General features: G+C 37.1%; 12 protein-coding genes and 1 pseudogene. 1 reads left to right on the top strand and 12 read right to left on the bottom strand.

From position 1 onward, the window contains the following. Positions 1–31: 31 nt before the first annotated feature. The 3 genes and pseudogenes from COE49_RS09665 to galT all read right to left on the bottom strand — a co-directional run bounded on the left by COE49_RS09665 (position 32) and on the right by galT (position 2,477). Positions 32–463: an Rrf2 family transcriptional regulator gene (locus COE49_RS09665; RefSeq protein WP_088230603.1), complete on the bottom strand. Its 432-nt coding sequence runs from the start codon at positions 461–463 to the stop codon at positions 32–34. Positions 464–598: 135 nt separating this feature from the next. Next, a pseudogene (locus COE49_RS09660) lies at positions 599–715 on the bottom strand (LysR family transcriptional regulator); the annotation flags it as partial. Between the two features lie 277 nt (positions 716–992). After that, the gene (gene galT / locus COE49_RS09655; protein ID WP_098882952.1) at positions 993–2,477 is read right to left on the bottom strand and encodes a UDP-glucose--hexose-1-phosphate uridylyltransferase; all 1,485 of its coding nucleotides are present in this window, start codon (positions 2,475–2,477) and stop codon (positions 993–995) included. An 888-nt stretch (positions 2,478–3,365) separates the two neighbouring features. On the opposite strand from galT, the gene COE49_RS09650 reads away from it, so the two are divergent. After that, on the top strand, positions 3,366–6,866 hold the full coding sequence (locus COE49_RS09650; protein WP_098945884.1) for an endo-alpha-N-acetylgalactosaminidase family protein: 3,501 nt from the start codon (positions 3,366–3,368) through the stop codon (positions 6,864–6,866). Between the two features lie 273 nt (positions 6,867–7,139). Here the strand turns inward: COE49_RS09650 and COE49_RS09645 are convergent, their stop codons facing one another. From COE49_RS09645 to COE49_RS09610, 9 genes are all read right to left on the bottom strand, one after another. Further along, positions 7,140–11,492, bottom strand: a complete 4,353-nt coding sequence (locus COE49_RS09645) for an endo-alpha-N-acetylgalactosaminidase family protein (protein ID WP_098945883.1) — start codon at positions 11,490–11,492, stop codon at positions 7,140–7,142. A 512-nt stretch (positions 11,493–12,004) separates the two neighbouring features. Continuing rightward, complete coding sequence (lacD, locus tag COE49_RS09640; protein ID WP_098945882.1) at positions 12,005–13,012, bottom strand: tagatose-bisphosphate aldolase; 1,008 nt, start codon at positions 13,010–13,012, stop codon at positions 12,005–12,007. Positions 13,013–13,027: 15 nt separating this feature from the next. Next, complete coding sequence (gene lacC / locus COE49_RS09635) at positions 13,028–13,963, bottom strand: tagatose-6-phosphate kinase (protein WP_098945881.1); 936 nt, start codon at positions 13,961–13,963, stop codon at positions 13,028–13,030. Between the two features lie 26 nt (positions 13,964–13,989). Further along, complete coding sequence (gene nagA, locus COE49_RS09630) at positions 13,990–15,138, bottom strand: N-acetylglucosamine-6-phosphate deacetylase (protein WP_098945880.1); 1,149 nt, start codon at positions 15,136–15,138, stop codon at positions 13,990–13,992. A gap of 20 nt (positions 15,139–15,158) precedes the next feature. Further along, the gene (locus tag COE49_RS09625; protein ID WP_098945879.1) at positions 15,159–16,325 is read right to left on the bottom strand and encodes an SIS domain-containing protein; all 1,167 of its coding nucleotides are present in this window, start codon (positions 16,323–16,325) and stop codon (positions 15,159–15,161) included. 64 nt (positions 16,326–16,389) lie between these two features. Beyond that, positions 16,390–17,286 carry an ROK family protein gene (locus COE49_RS09620; RefSeq protein ID WP_098945878.1) on the bottom strand — a complete coding sequence of 299 codons (897 nt, stop codon included), beginning with the start codon at positions 17,284–17,286 and terminating at the stop codon, positions 16,390–16,392. A gap of 108 nt (positions 17,287–17,394) precedes the next feature. Continuing rightward, positions 17,395–17,562, bottom strand: a complete 168-nt coding sequence (locus tag COE49_RS27605; protein ID WP_170952750.1) for a DUF6903 family protein — start codon at positions 17,560–17,562, stop codon at positions 17,395–17,397. Further along, positions 17,552–19,723: a 1,3-beta-galactosyl-N-acetylhexosamine phosphorylase gene (gene gnpA, locus COE49_RS09615; protein ID WP_098252235.1), complete on the bottom strand. Its 2,172-nt coding sequence runs from the start codon at positions 19,721–19,723 to the stop codon at positions 17,552–17,554. Before gnpA ends, COE49_RS27605 begins: the two co-directional genes overlap by 11 nt. Before the next feature lie 12 nt (positions 19,724–19,735). Then, positions 19,736–20,725 carry a carbohydrate ABC transporter permease gene (locus COE49_RS09610; RefSeq protein WP_170952749.1) on the bottom strand — a complete coding sequence of 330 codons (990 nt, stop codon included), beginning with the start codon at positions 20,723–20,725 and terminating at the stop codon, positions 19,736–19,738. Positions 20,726–20,733: the final 8 nt, after the last annotated feature.

Genomic DNA, 20,733 nt, shown 5'->3' with positions numbered 1-20,733 from the left:
TACATTAATAACAAAAAAATATAAATATTATTTAAGCATTCATTTTCTCTTGCAACGATTCAAACAACTGCGCCATCGTAATATTTCTCAAAACTTCTTCCATCGCGGATTGTGCTTGAATCAAAATAACTTCTAATACAGCTTGAATATTCGCGCCAATTGGACAATCTGGATTTGGTTGCTCATGAATATGAAATAGTTTATCCTCTTCCACTACATTCACTGCATGATACACATCTAACAATGTGATTTCATGTAAATCCTTTAATAATCCAGCACCACCTGGACCTCGATTTACGTAAACAAAGCCAGCTTGTTTTAAGTACGACATAATTTTACGAATGACTACTGGATTTGTATTTACACTCTCAGCCATATAGTCTGAAGTGCAAAGTGAAGATGGATTGTTTTTCAAAATGGATAAAATATGAACTGCTATAGAAAAGCGGCTACTAATTTTCATTGTGATCACCACCTCGATGTAATCATTATAGTTACAACAAAAAGATAAGTCAATCCTTTTCATAGACTTTTTAGAGTAAACTAAAAAAGTGCCTCATTACGATATATGAGACACTTCTTCTTATTCTGCAAACAACTATTGAAATTCTTCAACAAATAATTGTGCAGCGAGTGCGGCTTCCTTTAATGAAGACACAGCTAAAGCAATTTCTCGCCATACTTGTGGTTCCAACTCTTGCGTTCGCACGTTCTTTGTTTGATAAATTCGTTAAAGATCATTTTGCTACAAACCATTTACACAAAATATTCATACCTCCTCTAATTGTTTTTTCACTTTATTTTTGCATATGGTACTTTAAGAATTTGATTACATTTTATACACACCATTAATATAGGACCACCCATTTGTTTCAACTCTCGTAGTTCTTTATGCTCACACTTCTCCATATTATTTCCTCCCTCACTGAATAAATGGATAATTTCAAATTAATCGTTATATACAGGCACCTCTATTTCCCTTCTGTCCATACCTACTTTAAAGTCTGAATGAAACGTTTAAACGCCGATATCCCTTCTTCGTCTCGTTTAAAAACGCCAGCATCTTCAAGCACCTGTACAAATTTCTGCCCAACTGCTTCTCTTACAACTTCCTGTACATTTTGTTCATTTATCCCATTGTCATATTGAAGTTTTAATTGCTCCGCCCACGGTATATGATACGATGGAATATCACATGGAATATTAAGCAAGAACTTCTTCACTTCCTGAAGCTCTGTTTTTAAACGAGCAGGAAGTACAGCTAATCCCATTACCTCAATCAGGCCAATATTTTCTTTCTTAATATGTTGCACTTCCTCATGAGGATGGAAAATACCGAGCGGATGCTCTTCACTTATACGATTGTTTCGCAAAACTAAATCCAATTCGTACATACCATTCCGGTAGCGTGCGATCGGTGTAATCGTATTATGTGGAATTCCATTTGTAAAAGCATATATATTAACAGAAGAATCACTATATCCCTGCCATCTATCTAGTATGTACTCACCTGTATGTACTAATTGTTCTAAGTCTTCACTTCTTAAGCGAATAACTGACATGGGCCATTTAACAATAGAACATCTAATTCCCGGAAATTCGGTCAGTTCAAAAACGAAGTCGTTCGGTGCTTTTTCCATCGCAAATTCATATTTCCCACCTTGATAGTGGTCATGGGTTAGAATAGATCCTCCTACAATGGGTAAATCTGCATTGGAACCAAGGAAATAATGTGGAAATCTTTCTACAAATTTTAATAAACGCATAAACGTTTGACGGTCAATTTTCATATTTCGGTGTTCTGCGGACAATACAATACAGTGTTCATTGTAATATATATACGGAGAATACTGCAGAAACCATCTTTCGTTTGTAAGATTCATATGAATCATGCGGTGGTTCGAGCGTGCAGGATGTCCAATTCTCCCCATATATCCTTCATTCTCAATACAGAGTAAACATTTTGGATAGTTCTTACTTTCCAATGCTTTTTCTCTCGCAATTTGTTCCGGGTTTTTTTCTGGTTTTGATAAGTTAATCGTTATATCAATGGCACCATATTCCGTTTTTACTTTATAATTTATGTTTTGGGCAATTTGCTTCATTTGGATATAGTTGCTATTTTTACTTAATTCATAGAAGTAATCTGTCGCAGTCATAGGATTTTGTTCGTATTTCTCATAAAATAATGCATTGATAGCGGATGGTTTGGACATAAAGACATCCATAATTACGCTTGCTAAAATCTCTTTCTCATCCAATACTTTCTTAATAATTTCATGCGTACAAGCATATTCAATTAATTCTTCTAATAATTCTGGAATGTCTTTCTTTACAGCCGCTGACACTTCCACTACAAAATCATCTAAGCGAAACAGAGAGAGAATTTTATTCCTTACATATATTTCATCTTCTCGTTCAATCAATTTAGCTTCAATAGCACGATCAATTAACTGCTGGATTGTTTGATATATCATCAACGTTTCCCTCCTCGATCCTCATAGCCCTTTGGATTGTTAAGATGCCAGTTCCATGCATCTTTTATCATTTTATGGACAACCGTACGAGTTGGCCTCCACCCTCATGTAAGAATCTCTTTCCCCGAACAAACTAGTAACATATCTCGGTCGCTCACTCATTTTGCAAGCTATTTTTTTAAATTATACGTATGTAAAAACGCTTCTACAATAAACATCTTGTCGTGTTTTTTAGACATCTTGCTTTTCACTGGTAACAACTCACTAAAATCATAAAAAAGAACATTTTTTCAAGAGCGGTTTCCAACGATTCAATGAACACAATGAGACATATCTCCTCCGGGATAGGCCTTTAATTTACGATATTACACTAGCTATAAAACTACCTTCACCTTAAATCCTAATCTTCACCTCTGTGTCTCCCCCCTGAAATCACCCTTTCAATACGAAGATTATCTAAAAATAAACGTACCTGCCCCGGTATCCCTGTTCAATTTCTGATGCACTTTTCAAATAAAATCAGGCGGATCCCCCACCGGGATTATTTTATATTTATCTTATATCGAATATTACAAAAACAATATTTCTAAAAAACAGAGCAATATCCCTCTTGTGTAAGCGTTTCACAAAAAGTAATCTAGGGGTATAGATAGAGACTGGAATCTACTTCTAGTTTTGATAGATTCTCAACTACTTTGCAGGTTTCACATCCTATCAAAATATTAAGTTTATAAGGCAAAAAAGTAATCTATACCTTTGAAGAAGCATCGATACCAAAATTAAAACGGTTGAATGTGCAATCTGAACTTTATCCTAGATAATTCAGATCAAAGTAATGCAAGTGAAGTACTTTTTAACAAGCTGTAAAAATAAACAAGGGGGGTACATATGAAAAAATCAAAAAAGAATTTCAGGAAAACGATGGCAACACTTGTAACGGGTTGTGTCGTAGGTTCTACTTGTTTTACAAATGGTTCCCTAATCCAAGCTGAGGGAACCACGGATATTAAACAAGCTGAAAGTCAAATCATTCCACAAAGTCCACATACGGTTATTTCATCTAATCAAATGGACGTTCTTGTTGATGTGAATTTTCCAAGAGTCATTCAATACAATTTAAAATCTGGAAATGGGGCAGGAAAGACTTTTTACGGACAGACTGAGGCATTAGATAAAATCCTTATTAATGACGTAGCAGTAAAACCAAAAGTAAAAGCAAAAGTTTCATCAGATAAAGTTGTATATGAGATGACATTAATAGACACTAATAGCAATATTTCTGCGGTTATTACTGCAGAGATGGTTGTTAAAGAGAATATATTAGAATTCAATATTACAAAGATTGTGGACAACAATATCGTAAAAACTATTGAAATCCCAAATCACAATTTAATTTCTGTAAATAACAGTCAAACAGATGCAGTGCTAGATGGCGTACAGATGTCAACAAATACACGTATTAATGGTGACAGACAGGTAAAGGTTGATGAAAATTTAATTACGAAAGATGAAGAGCAAAAAGGATATATGTATGCTTTTCTTTCTACTGATGAATTAAGTGCAAGTATATGGTCTAATACGGAGAATAGTTTAGTAAAAAAATTGGCTCCAGATTCCTATGCTGCAAAGACTGATGCTCAAAGAATTACGGCAAATGCTGCGACTAATAGTGCAGGAAAAAAAACAATTGGTCTAAGTAGTACATTCTGGACTTATCAAAAGTCAGAAGAACATCGTAAAGAAGATGGTACTCTAGAGCTAGAGGATGGGACAGTTAATAAGGTAGATGAAATGCCGTCTGTGAAGGTTGTCATTACTGCTGACGCTAATGATGATAAAAAGATAAACTGGCAAGACGGAGCGATTGCATATAGGAAAATTATGAACGAACCTCTAGGGGCGGAAAAAGTTCCAGACTTAGTTGGTTACCGTGTTAACATGAACTTTGGCAGTCAAGCCCAAAATCCTTTCTTAATGGCTTTAGACGGAGTGAAAAAGTTTCATTTAAATACTGATGGACTAGGACAATCTATTCTACTGAAAGGTTATGGTAGTGAAGGTCATGATTCTGGTCATTTAAATTATGCTGACATTGGAACCCGAATTGGCGGTGCGAAGGACATGAAAACATTGCTAACGAGGGGTAAAGAATATGGGGCAACTTTTGGGGTTCATGTGAATGCAAGTGAAACATATCCAGAGTCAAAATATTTCCAAGAAGATCGTTTATTAAAAAATCCAGATGGAACTTATAAGTATGGTTGGAACTGGATTGATCAAGGAATAAACATTAATGCTGATTATGATTTAAGAAATGGGAGAGCACAACGATTCAAAGATTTATATGATGCTCTTGGTGGCAAGGAGAATGATTTAGATTTTATTTATGTAGACGTTTGGGGTAATGGACAGTCAGGTGATAATAGTTCATGGCCAAGTCGTCAATTAAGTAAAGAAATAAATAGTTTAGGTTGGCGCTTAGGCAGTGAGTGGGGATATGCGAACGAGTATGATTCCACATTCCAACACTGGGCAGCTGATTTAACTTATGGTGGCTATACCCTAAAAGGTATTAATAGTACCATCACTCGTTTCATTAAAAACCATCAAAAAGATGCATGGATTGGTAACTATCCTAAGTATGGAGGCGACGCGGATGCTCCATTATTAGGTGGCTATAGTATGAAAGACTTTGAAGGATGGCAAGGTAGAAGTGACTACAAAGCGTATATTGATAACTTATTTGCGGTGAATATTCCAACCAAATTCATTCAACATTATAAAGTAACACAGTGGGAAGATGGTAAAGCAGTTGAAATGAAAGATGATAAACAACAAACTTACAACTGGGTACCAGGTATGAAGTCAGTATTAAAGGACGAATCTAGTGAAAATACACTTACAATTGAAAGAAAATCAAATGATTTTGCAAATGATAAAGATGGCTATCGAACAAGAACTATGACATTAAATGGTAAGCAAATATTTGAAGGTAAACCTGGTGACGAAAAGTATTTATTTCCATGGTCTTGGGATCAAAATGGCAAAAAATTATCAGCAGAGAATGAAAAATTATATCACTGGAACACAAACGGTGGAAAAACAACGTGGACTGTTCCAACTGGTTGGCAAGGTACCGTTAAAGTGTATGAGTTAACAGAATTAGGTAAAGAGAATATGAAAAATGTTAAAATTGAAAATGGAAAAATCACATTAGATGCAAAAAAATCTACTGCATATGTAATTTATAAAGGGCCAAAATCCAATAAAGATGTTAAATGGAGTGAAGGGATGCATCTTATAGATGCTGGATTTAACAGCAATTCCCTAAAAGATTGGAAAATCAAAGGAGACTCAAAAGCAGTTAAGATTACGAAGAGTGAAGGTAATAATAATATGCTAACAATCTCCAATAATAGAAAGAAAGTAAATGTTACTCAAAAATTAACAGACCTAAAACCTAATACAAAGTATGCTGCATATGTAGGTATAGACAACCGAAGTGAAGCACAAGCAAGTATAACGATTACTTCTAACGACAAAGAGTATACAAATAGTACTGGTAAATCTATCGCTAAAAACTATGTAAGAGCATACGCACATAATACACTAGGCTCTGAGCAAGCAAAAGCTGATGGTCAAATGACTTCAACTGTGGATGGAACAAGTTACTTTCAAAATATGTATGTGTTTTTTGAAACTGGTAAAAAAACATCAGATGTAACTATTGATTTATCTAGGGATAGTGGAAATGGTGCAAGTTACTTTGATGATATTCGCATCGTGGAAAGTAATGCCGAAAACCAAGTAAGCAATAATAAATTTGTACAAGACTTTGAAAATGTTGTACAAGGCATCTATCCGTTTGTAATTGGTAATATTGAAGGCGTAGAAGATAATAGAACACACCTGTCTGAATTACATGCACCATATACACAAAGAGGTTGGAACCAAAAAATAGTAAATGATGTTATCGCAGGTAAATGGTCACTTAAAACGAATGGATTAACAGAAGGCGATGCTCTTGTGTACCAAACTATCCCTCAAAACTTCACATTTAAACCAGGAGTAACGTATAAAATTACTTTTGATTATGAAGCAGGTAGTGATGGGACGTATGCAGTGGTGACAGGTAATGCTCCATTTGAAGAAAAAGGAGTATTAACTAAGGAGGAATTAAAATCAACCGCAAGCAGTGATAAGAATGCAAAAGCTGGCACATATTCCTTTACTTTAACAGGAGATAAATCGGGGCAAAGCTGGTTTGGCATTTATTCCACTAATAAAGCAGCTAATACTAACGGTGTGAAAGGATCACAAGCTAACTTTAACGGTTACAAAGATATTATGCTTGATAATCTAGTTATCGAAGTAGTGTCAAATAAATAGAATCAGTTGCTTTATATTGAAAGAAGTTGTCTCAAAAGGTCCTTAAAAATGATCTTTTGGAGACAACTTTTTTTATACTCTATAAATATAAGAGAATCGTTCCTTTCTGTCCGTAATTTGGTTGTGGTGACATACTTATATCAAAAAGAGGTTAACCCATATAGCTACTCAGCTATCTTTCGGTCAACCTCTTTTCATTCACGTTATTACACAAACTATAAAACTATCTTTATCTTAATTCGAGATTTTTACCTCTGTGTCTCTCCCCTGTAGTCACCTTTTTTCAATACGTAAATTATCTAAAATAAACGTACCTGCTCCGGTATCCCCGTTTAAATTCGTTCCATCACTGAAAATTCCGACATAAGTTTGACCGTTCTCAGAACCTGTCACAGTAAACTCTGCTGTTTTTGTGTCAGTAGATGCAGTAAGAGTGTTATTCACACTCAATCCCTTTGCACTCGCAATGTCTCGAACATCAATTTCTTGATCCCCTGAAATAAAGCGGAATGCATTTGCTGTTGTTTGGTAATCAAATGATACTTTATAAGTTACACCTGGTTCGAAACGATAATTTTGAGGAATCGTACGGTACAGCAAACCTTTATTCCCAGTGTTCACTTTAACGGACCAATTCCCACCTAATACATCATCGACTAGTTTTTTACCTGCCCATCCTTTTTGCGTATATGGAGCATGCAGTTCAGACAGATGAATTCTGTTGTCTTCTACTCCTTCTGTGTTACCGATAACGAATGGGTAAATACCTTGTACTACCGATTCAAAATCTTGTTTAAATTCCGTTGGTGAGACATGATTTTTTAAGGATTTTTGAACGATCCGAATATCATCAAATTTTGTGTTTCCTTTTCCAGCATCACGGCTGAGAGTTAATTTAGCTTTATTAGTTACAGCCGTAAAGCTTACTTGTATGATTTGCATTTTGCTATTGTATCCATCATTTGAAGCATGTGAATCTGCCTTAACATAGTTCTTTTGCAGGCTGCGAAGTGTGTAATTGTTAACGTCTTCTTTCCCACCTGTTACTGTAATTCCGGCCTTTACATCACTATTGTTTTCAACATACACCTCTGCTACATAATCTTTACCTGGTTCCAAACCAGTAAGGACACGGGAAACAGTCGTATCTTTTGACGGACTATCAATATTCAAGTAGTAATCTCCACTACTTACATTGCGGTTGCTTCCAGTTTGATTCGTTCTAACGGCGCTTATAGCTTTGTTATCTCCCTCAATAGTTGTATATGCACTTACTTTTCCTGTATTGAATCCCGCGTCATATATATGAGCACCCTTGCTCCAATCATAGTCAAGGATTTCCAAACCCTTATCTTTTTTTGGCACAACAACATAAGGAGTTGCCGCACTAGCTGTCAAAGTTACCTTATTATTTACGACTTTGACTTCTTTCACATCTGTTCTACCGCGATCTGTCAATTTGTATACATAAACAGTAGAGGCATCTTTATATTCATCTGGAAGTGTCCAAGTAGTTGTACCACCTTCCAAATTCCAGTGATACAATTTTTCAGAATCAGTAGTTGGATTTTTAAAGTCTTGTTGCACCCAAGGAATTAAATAAGCCTTTCCATCAAGTATTACATTTCCATTCAGTTTAATAACACGTTCCCTAGCATTGTCTTTTCTAGTTACATCGACAACATCCCCATTACTTGGGTCCTTCAATTTTATTTCCTTTTCTAAGTTTGTCTTGCTTTTATCACCTTCTACATCTGTCCAGTTCGTTACATAATATTTTTGTAGGAATTTAGTAGGTAAATTAGTATCAAATGTCATGCGAATAAAGTTATCGAAATTCTTATCAGACTGCCACCCTTCGAAACCAGCTAATTCAAATCCACCAAGCAATGGATGGTCAGCAGTTCCGCCTACTTCAGGCCAATTCAACACCCAAGAATCTTTTTGGTGATTGCTAATAAAGCGCAGTACTTCTGAGTTAATGCCCTTGCTTTCCGGACCACCGTAGTTCTTATCAGTAGCCCAGTGTTGCCACGTTGAATAATTGGCTATAGAACCACCAAATTCCGTTGATACTCTCCAACCTCTATCTATAAATTGCTCTGCTATTCTATCTGATTCCCATTGATTTTGATACCATACATCCAAATAGATAAAGTCAAGATCTGGAACAGCAGCTTTCAATTCATCTAATCTTTTCGCACGCGCTCCAGAATACAAATCTTTTAATTTATTAATTGTATAAGATTGATCTAACCATCCCCATCCTAAAGAATTTGGATGGTCAATAAAGTCATTACTGAAAGCTTTCGCTTCAGGATAAACTTCTTGAGCGTTTATATGGACACCAAATTGGGTATTATATTTACGCCCCTCTTTAATAAGCGTATTCAAATCTTTAGCGCCGCCTATACGTTCACCCACATCACCATAATTTGGATGACCACTGTCATGTCCTTCGTTTGCATATCCTTTTAACAAAACAGCTTGCCCCAATTCATCTGTAGCAAGAGCAACCTTTTTAACATTATCTGATGTTTTTAAGAACGGTTGTTGTGCTTGTGATCCAAAATTCATCGCAATACGCATTCCAACGTTATTGTTTACATCTTGGTACCCTTTAATATCTTGCATAATATCACGGTATGCAATCGCCGCATCTTGCCAATCTGCCTTATTATCATTATTCAAATCTTTAGCGATAGCTATTTTAATAGTTGGTTTATTTTTTTGTGGTTCTGGCATAATGTCCCTTTGGTAATAAAGTGCACTAGAACCTATTCCCATTGCTTTCGCACCATTTTTATTTACATATCGATTAGCAACTAAATTTTTATAGCCGTCCACTTCTGAACTGGACCATACACCTGCACTCAATTCGTCAGTTGACAAGAATGCTGTATAATTTTTAGTAGATGTACCTATTTCCTCCATAGAAGAATCTACCTTTACATCTACATCACCTGTTTTCCTAACATCTGTACTAATATTCGTTAATTTAGCTTTTGCACCTTTTTGCTCCGAATTTACCGAAATAAAGTTCATATCAGCAAACTCAACTGTCTCGATTTTGGCACTACCATTATTCTTAATTTCATCGAAACTATAAACAACCTTATTATCATTCACCTTCAAAGATACTTTAAATACAGCATCAAGGTTTTTCATTTCATCCACAACTTTTAATGTATATAGCGCTTCACTATCGTTTAACTTTTCAAAGTTTACTTTAGGATAGTATAGTCCGCCATTTACTTTCAATCCGTAAACAGGAGCTTCCTGTCCACTCATTACTTTATCGCCAACTTTGTATTTCACAATCCGCGGGAATATTTGATCAATAGTGACATCCATATACTTTGACTTTAATGTATCTTCTACTGGTGGAGTATCTGGAGGTTTTGGTGCACTATATTCCTTTATTTTGACATTTGAAATCGTAATATCGGCAGCACCTCGGCTTTTTTCAAACCCTAGTAAGCCCGCTTGATCTACACCACCTGTTAAAGTCCAAGAATCTACCTTTTTACCATCAATGTATAACGTCGCAACATCGTCCATGAATACTAAACGTAAATTATACGTTTGTTTTGCTTTTAACGGCACATTTGAAGTCATCGCCGTCCAATTGTTTATAGGGCCAAAAGTTTCTCCAAAATACTGATCGTTCGTATCCCCTGTTCCCACATATGTGTATGTAGATGGATTTTGAACACGATAGATGAATCCAAAGCGATTCATCTTGTCAGTATTAGTAGTAACATCCGCTTCAAAAACACCATTTTTAATCGCTTTCATTTGGTTGTAGACAATTCTATTCTTTTGGGTAGATGTAACACTGAAAGTTGCTGAACCATCTTCATTATAGGTAACATTTCCGTCACCTGAGATAACTTTCAAATCGCCTTCTTCCAATTTATTATCCGTAATGTCGACAAGTTTTTCATTTCCCGGATCGGTGCCTCCATCCCCAGGCGCATTTCCTAATTCAATGAGTACTTGACTATTTTTATCTCCATAAGCACCAAGTTTAACCGCTTCCTTACCTGTAAGAAGGTTATTTACATCATTAGATAAAGTAACCGGTCCAAATAAATCTTTTCCATCTAATGTAATATTCAAAGTCGTTTTATTATAATCAATTTTAATAGAATGTGAGGTCCCAGCCTCTGGAAGTGGAACATTAGGTCTAGTTTTTAACCAGTCACCTTTCCCTTGATATTTGTATTCATAGAACCATCCAAGTGAGTCATAACCTACAAAAACGAAATTATTATTGTCAATATAGTGAGGATAGAAACCGAATCTAGTATCTTCTCCCTTCGTTTCTGGAATAAAGCTATATTCCATCGTTCCTGATTCTTTAGCGACTTTATTCTGCTCTTGAAAAATTGCAGCTTTAGCCCCATTATCGTTTCCAGCACCTGCTCCAAGCCTTGCATAGGACTTCCCATTTTGTTCTACTAGTGCATTAATTTCGTTTCCTCCAGATGAAATTGTAACCCATGGATTAGACACATTTGCTCCTACACGTAATGGCACAATCATGCTCACTAAAAATGTTGGTACAATTAGTACAAGTGCAAGAAGGGTATTAAAAGCTCTCTTGAAATGCTTATTTTCCAATTCTTCTCCTCCTTTGAATTTTTAATTTTAGTTAAAGACGATACCTGCACATTAATTTTTAAAATATACCAAAACCTGAAAGGTATCGTTGTCACTTATGTTTAGGATAGTTTTTTTAAAATGCCTACACAATAAAGATATTGTTTCTTTTTTTAGGTATATTGTCTTTTTAAAAGCGCTTACAAAATAAAGATATCGTTACCTTTTTAGATATATTTTTTTGGGTGACATCTCACAAAAATTCAATCGATTTGATTGTACATGGCAATTAGTGCTTATCATCGCCTATATATAAAGGTCACTCCACATATCCTTATCTGAAGCTATGGTTACTACTCCCTTTACTGCTTTGAATTTTCACCCAAGGGTTTGCAACCATGCTGGACGCACTAAAAAAATGAGCAGACGAATGTCTGCTCATAATTCTTCATTCCGTTTAAAAAGAGGTTCTGGTGCAAGTATTGCTTAAAGATGTAAAGAAATGAAGGACATATAGAAGGAAAAATATTGTACTACCTTTGAATCTCAGCTGTTTCTTTTACTTTAGTGAACCATGAGCTAGCTGTCTCTTTCAACACAAGATTCAATTCTTCAATATTCCTTTTACCAGTATCTTTTAACCAATCACGACCTGCTTGTTCGCCGCTTATAGCAAAAGGTGCCACACCGTCTTTCCAGGTTGCCCGACCACATAGCACTCCGTTAAAGGTAGAATCAGAGTCTTTAGCAAATTTTAATGTTTCTTGAAATAATTTTGCGCTTACTCCTGCACTCAGGAAGATAAACGGCAGCTCGGTTGCTTCACTTTGTTCTTTGAAAAAGGAAGCAGCTTCTTCTTTTCTATAAACGAATTCGCCTGCCGTATATCCTTCCACAAAGTTCATATCTACCGGAACCTCTACTTTTAAAACATCTACTTTGTATTGTGATTTCGAGAACTCCTTCATGGCCTCAATCACTTTATGTGGTTTTATTTTTGCATACGCTTTACTTTTCACATCTTCATTTTCAGCATCATAAGTAACAATCTCCAAGAAAAATAGAATGTCTTCAGCGGCACACTCGGATCCGATACGTTCCATATAGACATGCTTATAGTCATTAATTTTTTCATCTTCATCGAAATCATAGTAGAGTAAGAATTTAATAGCATCGGCACCTGCTTCTTTTAATCGTTTCACTGACCATTCCGGTAATAAATCCGGTAACCGTCCTACTTCTGACGCATCGTAGCCGGTTTTTTCATACGCTACGATTAAGCCTGATTCTTTAGCGCGGATCTTAGCCGCTGGCAGTCCGTATTCCGGGTCCAAAAGAATCGCTGTTGCAAATGGTGTTAATTCCTCAGAAACCAATTCTTTAAAACGGATAATGCCCTCATCTCCAACATGACTTGCACCGCCAGACGCAATCATTTTTTTCAATGAACCGCGTTGATCAATAGCCAATGCTCCAATTATGCCACTTTCAGCAGATAAACGTTTTAGAGCTTCCAATTTATTTTTGGTTAGTTCTAACATCAACATTCTCCTCTATTAATCTATTTTGTCAACTTTAACGAGATCAAAGTATTGTTTAAACTTATTCACATTAATATAACCAGTTCCAGCTTCCATAGTATTTAACATTCCTGTAGTCATCGCCGTTTTAAGAACAGTCTCGACAGTTTGATTTTGATGTAGTGCCACAGCTAATCCTGCAACTGTCGCATCACCAGACCCAACAGGATTGACTACTTCTATTTTTGGAATCTTAACTCTGTAATAGTCCTCGCCATGCCTGACAAAGGCACCTTCACCACCCATGGACACGATAATCCACTCAATCCCAGTAAATAGTTCATGGTTTAATGCTTGCTTCAAATCAAAGATTTCTGCTTCTATGTTAATGCCCAATAGCTGAGATAATTCCGCTACATTTGGTTTGATGACAAATGGTTTTTCTTTATGCATCAAAGCGTTTTTCAAAGATTCCCCTGACGAATCCATAATCACTAGAATTCCATTTTTATGACAAATTTCTAATATTTTACAATAAAAGTTAGTCGGTAACCCTTTCGGCAAACTGCCCGAAATTGTCACAAGTGAAGCTGTTGTAACGAGGGATTCAAATTTTTCTAAAAAAGTCGTCCCTTCTTCTTTGGATAATGTCGGCCCAGACTCTAAAATCTCTGTTTGCATCCCCTCATGAAGAATGGCAATACAATTTCTTGATTCTTTTTTAATTTTTAAAAAGTCATTTGTAATATTACTTTTATTTAATTCTTGAATAATGTATTCTCCAATCGTACCACCAAGCACACCTGTCGCTAGGACAACTTCTTCCATTTGAGCGATCACTCGCGCCACATTCAAGCCCTTTCCACCAGCAGTTTTATGAACTGTTTCCACACGGTTCACAACATCTAACTTTAATTCATGAATCGAATAGGAAATATCGACGGATGGATTCATGGTGACAGATAAAATCATTTGAAATCCCTCTTTCAGAAAAATATTTAAGCTCTAAAACGGCACACACCATCAAGATAGGTAGCTGCTAAATCCATCGCTGGCGTCAGTACAATAAAGTCAGCAGCATATCCCTCAGCGATCTTCCCACATTCGCTATCAAGCTGAATACTTTTAGCTGGTGCAGTACTCGCCATGTAAATCGCTTCCTCAGGCGCGGCAATTCCCCAATCGACGACATTTTTGACAGCATCTTTTAATTGCAAAATGCTACCTGCTAAACTTCCATTTTCCAAACGAGCCATCCCATCTTTTACTTTCACAGGAAATTCTCCCAGTTGATAAGTCCCTTCAGACATACCTCCGGCCATCATACAATCGGACACCATAACGACATTTTCTCTGCCGCGGACATTCATTAAAATATTTGAGGCGACAGGATGAACATGATGTCCATCACATATGATTTCGACAAAAACATCTTTTAGATTCATGGCTGCTCCGACCATCCCTGGCTCACGATGGTGTAGCGGACTCATTCCATTGAAAGTATGAACAAAAATGGATGCACCTTTTTCAACGGCTTGCTTTGCTTCTTCATAAGTTGCATCACTGTGGGCCAATGCCACTACAATATCTTCTCGCGCAGCATATTCAATAAATTCCACTGCACCTTTTCTTTCAGGTGCAATCGCAATTTTTTTAATAGAATCATTTGATAATTTCTGCCAATCTTTCAACATATCAACTGATGAGTCACAAAAATATTTCGTGTTTTGTGCCCCTTTATGTTTTTCAGTAAAAAACGGTCCTTCTAAAAAAATCCCTTTAATTTTTGCGCCTTGCACTTTCGTGTAATTGGCACCAATCATTTCAACGACGTGATTCAACAATTCTACCGAAGAGGTTAAGGTGGTCGGTAAAAAGGATGTAACTCCGCAAGAAAGGAGTCCTACCGAAATTTGATCCAGTCCTTCAAAATTATTGTCCATAACGTCGTGATTTCTAAATCCATGAATATGTGTGTCTACTAAACCAGGAGCAATCCAATGTCCTGCATACTCAATGATTTCTGCCGCTTCCTCTGGCTTATTTTCCGAGAATACACCGAATTTTCCATCTTTTATCTCCAAAAATCCAGGCCCTGTGACCCTCCCCTCAAGAAAAAACTGATCTGCAAAGATAAAAATAGACATGTATTTCTCCCCTACCTTAGTTACTCGTATTCATAGATGGTAACACCTTTAACGACACGGTTCACCGTTCCTGTTGGTGAAGGTGTATCTGGTGTATTGCCTACTTTCACGGAAGCTAATAGTGAGACTGTTTGCCCAATCATGACAAAAGGTAACGCTAAGTAAGCATCTGGTACAAACTGGGCCTCTTTGCCAAATACAAACCTGTTCCCAGCATAATTTGCTTCTCCATCAACCTCGATGGCACAAATATAGCTGGCAACGTTGTCCTGCTGCATTTCTTTTAACATATCTAAATCATATTGACGTGTATACGGATGGTTGGAAACAAACACAAAAACTAATGATTTTTCGTTTACAAATGATTTTGGACCGTGCCTGAATCCTAACGGTGAATCAAATGCAGTGACAATTTTTCCAGCTGTCAGCTCTAATATTTTTAATTGTGCTTCTCTTGCTAAACCTTCTAAACTACCAGATCCTAAGTAAATAATTCGGCGAAAATCAAAATCAACCATCTCTCGGATAACATCTTCCCTTTGAATGACACTTTCACCCATTTGATGAATTATTTTCACTATCTTTGATTTTTCTTCAATCGATAAAGAATCAAAAACGAGTAATGCCGTTAACGCCATGCAAGTATAACTTCCTGTCATTGCAAATCCTTGATCATTCGATTTTTCAGGCATCAATAACAATAAATTTTTTTCATTCCCCACTGCCTGTTTGGCTAATTGTCCATCTTTAGCACAAGTAATCGTTATCTGATACAAATCGGTTACTATTTGCTCTGCTAATTGTACGGCTGCAACACTTTCCGGGCTGTTCCCGCTTCTAGCAAATGAAACGAGTACGGTTGGAAAATCCTTTTTTAAAAATTGATAAGGATTTGAAACCAAAGTAGTTGTCGGAATACTTAGCATTTCCCACTGTTGTTCATCGACTTTTTCTTTTAGATAAGGGGTGACTGTATCACCGACATAGGCAGACGTTCCAGCGCCTGTAAAAATAACTCGAACCCGGTTGTGTTTCGTTAATACTCTTTGCAAAAACTCTTCAATTTCTCCACTTTTCTCCATATACAAAGCAAAAGTTTCGGCCCATAAATCAGGCTGCCGTTTTATTTCCGCCGTTGTTATCGATGCACCTAAGGAAACTAAATTTTCTTGACTTAATGTAAACATATCCGTCCACTCCTCTATCCATTTGTCATCATTCTCTCCATAAATGAAGACTGGCAATACCTCATTACATACCTTCAAACACTCGTAATCCTGTACCAATGACTCCATTATTCTGCGCCAATGTACTTATGCTCATCTGGTCTAAAAGATGTTGTTGTTCAGGAAGCTGATAGATTTCTAGCTTTTCTTTAATCACCTCCAACAGAAAAGGATTTTTCACAATAACACTGCCACCAAAAACCATTTTGTGTGGATCCAATAAACAGGAAATCGTATAAAGCCCTTGAGCTAAATAATCAGTTACCTCGTTAATGATGGGCTTATATTCCTGTACCCCGCTTATATAACCAGCAAAAATATCCTTGGTTGAAATAGTATCTACCTGTAAGTCCCTTTCTGCTATTCTCTGGATCCCTGGCCCAGCAGCTACTTTTTCCAATCGATCATTGTTTCCCTTCGAAAAGGCTGGGATTAAACCCAGTTCTCCGGCGAACCCTGCGCCCCTGAAAAATGAACCTTTATGAATAATAGAACAGGAGATTCCCGTACTTATAGTCACGTAAACAAAGGTCTCATCCCTTTTTCCCTGCGCTGCCTTCCATTCGGCAAAAGCCGCCATATAGACATCATTGTCAATCGTAATCTGCCTGATGCCAAATTGCTCCTGTAAACGAAACGTAATGGGAAACTGCCTCCAAGGCAAATTGTTTTGAAAAACAGCGATCCCCTTCTCACGATCCACTTTTCCTGGTACACCAACACCCATACCCTCGATGTCAGCAATTGAAATCGATGACTTTCTGAGAACTTGTTCCACAGCTTCTACGACTCTACCAAACATTTTTTCCCGATCTGAAGGGTCACTTTTTACTTCCGCACGTTCAAGTAGTTCGCCCGTATCCGAAATGACTCCCGCTGCAATCTTCGTTCCTCCAATATCAATGCCGACTGCCTTTTTCATTTGTCCGCACCCCTAAGTTTGTATTTAAAGCACTGCGTAATTTTCTATGATCGTTATCGTTGAACATATATATGGGATTCCTTGATCAATCCACTTACCCTGGTTGATTTATACGTATTTCCGATTGTAATCATAAAGCAGCCCTAAGAGACCCGCTAATCCAATTAACATCATACCCAATTCGAATTTACCAGCTGTCTTTTGGTAAATGATAATTAAAGACAGACATACGATAAACACAACAATTTTAATAATGAATAGAGCACTATCCTTCATTTGAAAAATCCTCCCATCTGATTTCACTAGGCGCCAACGTTACTTCTTTCCCTTTACCCTGTCCGTCATAGACAATCGTCGTTTGTTCACTCATTGAGTTGTTGACAATTGCCATTTTTTGAATAGATGGATATGCATGGACTTCACAATAAATGTTGCTGGCATGAAATGTTTGGAATTCTCCTTCTTTATGAGCAGCATAGTATAACGCGCGCATCAGCAGACGCGTATTCTCTTCGCTGTATGGTAGCCCTGCTATATAGACAGCTCTGCCTTCTCCAAACGAATGACTAGAAAGATGAACTTCACCATTTGAATATTCAATTATTTCGGTTTCTTCCGATAACGCATAAATGTTTTTCATCCCTTCACCAAAATCAAATTGGGTGCTGTCCGCAGAAATAAAATGATTTTCAACAGGAGTGACAAAATATTTATCTGTTGATAAGCTGAATCCTAGTTCTTTGTCAACACCTAAGGCGTTCGCCAATTGAAAATAATGTCCTTCATGCTGATGGGCTGTAGGTTCGCCAATACCTATGAAACCTCCGCCGTTATAAATCCAGGCCCTAATTGCAGTAACTAACTTTTCATTAGTCCAATGAGTCCCACCTGAAAAAGCTGTACCTACATCACCTGCATTAATGATGACATCAACATCCTCAGGTATCCCATCGTTAATGACATCATCAAAACTAATGAACGAAACTTCCGTAGCAGCCCCGCTCAAGGATTCCAAAACACCTAAATAAGAATAAATTTGTTTATACCATAGAGCATGAGCGACCATATGTGTCTGCCAAGTTCTCAACTTACCCCAAGAGTTCAAAATTGCGACTTTAAGACCGCTGTATGGTTGAACGCCTTTAATTGTGTCATAAATCCCACGAAATTCCTCGGTGACTTCTTCAATGTATGATACAAATTCTGGAAACTGATAAGCCAAACTTAAATAACCACCATAACCGATGCGGTCAACAGGATTTCGCAGTAACGCTCTCCGCGCCGTTAACCAGTTTTCATTGGCTTCAATTACTGGATTGTTACCTTCATAAAATGTATCTGGGAAGAAATAAGGTAAGAATCGGCCTTCTGTGTAACGAACATGTGGTATATCGGCAATCATACGTAATGTGGCTCCGCCGCCCACACTGCCTACAACTGCGTCCATTCCGATATTTTCAAAGTATTTCCCATACGGTTCCGTACCAATCCAGTTATCACCAAGGAACATCATCGCTTCCTTGCCACTGTCATGGACAATGTCCACAAGTTTCTTTGCTTCTTCAGCAACAAACTTATGTACGAAATCCATATAATCTAAAAAAGCTGGAGTTGGAATTCGAAACGAAGTATTGTAATAGCCTTGATCAACGATGTCTTCCGGTCTTAAACGATAGCCTTTTTCTTGTTCAAAAGCCTCCAAAGCAGCCACTGAAACACTAGCGCCATAACCGAACCAATCGACAAATTTTTCTTTTCCAAGATTATTGAATACAAGGGTAAAATGATAGAAAAATGTTGTGAACCTGACCACATCCGTATCCGGATTTTCTGCCAGCCATTGTTTTAAGTAGGTTTTCATAAATTCTTTAGAGTGTGGCTGCCTAACATCAAAAGGAATGTCATGTGGCTTATCACCCCAATCGTTTGTAATATGATTGTACATTTGTGTTGGATCCCAAATCGCATACACTAGGAATGACACCGTGTATTCATGCCAAGGATTCGCCTTCGTAATCAACACACGATTTTTCTCTTCGTTTACTTCCCAATCATTAACATCAACAACTTTTCCGGTCGTCCGGTCGATGACCTCCCAGTATTTCTTAGGACTGTTAAGGTAATCTGGCTTTAATTGTTCCTCAAAATAACCTTTCATAAAATCAATTTCAAGTGTGTCAGTAATTGCGGTATTGAACAAACTCATTAAATAAAGTTGCTGACATTCATCCATATGTTTCTCTGCAAACTCATTGTGAGCTCTAGCAACAAAATAGGTCGTATAAATTTTCGCATCCAATTGCTTAATATCATCATCCAGCTTTGTCCCATCACTATCACGAATCGCATCCGCACCCCAGCGCTTCATCAATTCTTTTGTTTCCTTAAGAAAATTTTCTTCACTCGGTAAAGTAACACGACCTGTTTTCTTTTTCATATAAATCCTCCTTTAATCCTTTAAACCACCAAGGGTCATCCCTTGTGTTAATCTTTTTTGAACAATGATATATAAAATCAACGTTGGCAACATGACGAGAACCATTCCTGCATACATTTGACCATAGTTCGCAGCAGATTTCTGAGCTGCCATCAAGTTCATTAGCCCAACAGGTAACGTTTTATTCGGCCCTGGGATTAATGTTAAGGCAATAATATATTCGTTCCAAAAGGCAAGAAAATTAAATAAAATGACGGCAATAATACTTGGACGAGCTATCGGAATCATGACTGAAATCATTGTTTTGAAATATCCGGCACCATCAACCAACGCCGCTTCCTCGTACGTGGACGGAAGAGATTGAAAAAAGCTAGACAACAAGTAAATGGTAAATGGCAATGCCGTCGCCGCATACACCACAGCTAAAACAAATAAATTGTCTAGTAGAAATCCATCCCCAAATTGTCCCCGTAAAAAGGTATCCCCATCCAATAACATTAAGAAAATTGGAACAACAATGTAGTTCACATTGATGAATAATCCAGCTTTAAAAAAAGCATTTATTAATCGACTTCCTCTAAAGGTATATCTTGCCAAAACATAGGCTGCTGGCAAGGCCACAATCAATAAAATAAGCAGAGCCAATCCTGTTACCATGACTGAATTCAACATATAGGTACCCATATTTGCCTTTTGGAAAGCATCAATGAAGTTTTGAAAATAGAAACTTTTTGGCATGGCCCAAGGGCTTCCATAAAATTCTGAGTTTTGCTTCACTGAGGCTAAGAAAACCCATGCAACAGGAACAATAATAGAGATCGCTAATGTAATCAGTGCTACGTAGATAAAACAACGATACACTGTTTCTGTCGCCATTCCTTTTTGGGTCTTCATTGTTTTGGGGCTTTGATAAGCTGTTTCTGCAATCATTCCTTTTCTGGTTTCCATCGTTTCTGGATCTCGATACGCTGTTTCTGTCGTCATTCTTTTTTGTGTTTCCATCGTTTTGG

The organism is Bacillus sp. AFS029637 (assembly GCF_002584985.1).
GTDB lineage: Bacteria > Bacillota > Bacilli > Bacillales > Bacillaceae_G > Bacillus_A.
The sequence above is the reverse complement of the archived record's forward strand: the minus strand, read 5'-3'. Positions and strand labels throughout refer to the sequence as shown.

Bases quoted from the DNA above. Each gene is read 5' to 3' on its own strand.
- COE49_RS09665 (WP_088230603.1), bottom strand. From the start codon at position 463: ATGAAAATTAGTAGCCGCTTTTCTATAGCAGTTCATATTTTATCCATT.
- galT (WP_098882952.1), bottom strand. From the start codon at position 2,477: ATGATATATCAAACAATCCAGCAGTTAATTGATCGTGCTATTGAAGCT.
- COE49_RS09650 (WP_098945884.1), top strand. From the start codon at position 3,366: ATGAAAAAATCAAAAAAGAATTTCAGGAAAACGATGGCAACACTTGTA.
- lacD (WP_098945882.1), bottom strand. From the start codon at position 13,012: ATGTTAGAACTAACCAAAAATAAATTGGAAGCTCTAAAACGTTTATCT.
- lacC (WP_098945881.1), bottom strand. From the start codon at position 13,963: ATGATTTTATCTGTCACCATGAATCCATCCGTCGATATTTCCTATTCG.
- nagA (WP_098945880.1), bottom strand. From the start codon at position 15,138: ATGTCTATTTTTATCTTTGCAGATCAGTTTTTTCTTGAGGGGAGGGTC.
- COE49_RS09625 (WP_098945879.1), bottom strand. From the start codon at position 16,325: ATGTTTACATTAAGTCAAGAAAATTTAGTTTCCTTAGGTGCATCGATA.
- COE49_RS09620 (WP_098945878.1), bottom strand. From the start codon at position 17,286: ATGAAAAAGGCAGTCGGCATTGATATTGGAGGAACGAAGATTGCAGCG.
- COE49_RS27605 (WP_170952750.1), bottom strand. From the start codon at position 17,562: ATGAAGGATAGTGCTCTATTCATTATTAAAATTGTTGTGTTTATCGTA.
- gnpA (WP_098252235.1), bottom strand. From the start codon at position 19,723: ATGAAAAAGAAAACAGGTCGTGTTACTTTACCGAGTGAAGAAAATTTT.
- COE49_RS09610 (WP_170952749.1), bottom strand. From the start codon at position 20,725: ATGGAAACACAAAAAAGAATGACGACAGAAACAGCGTATCGAGATCCA.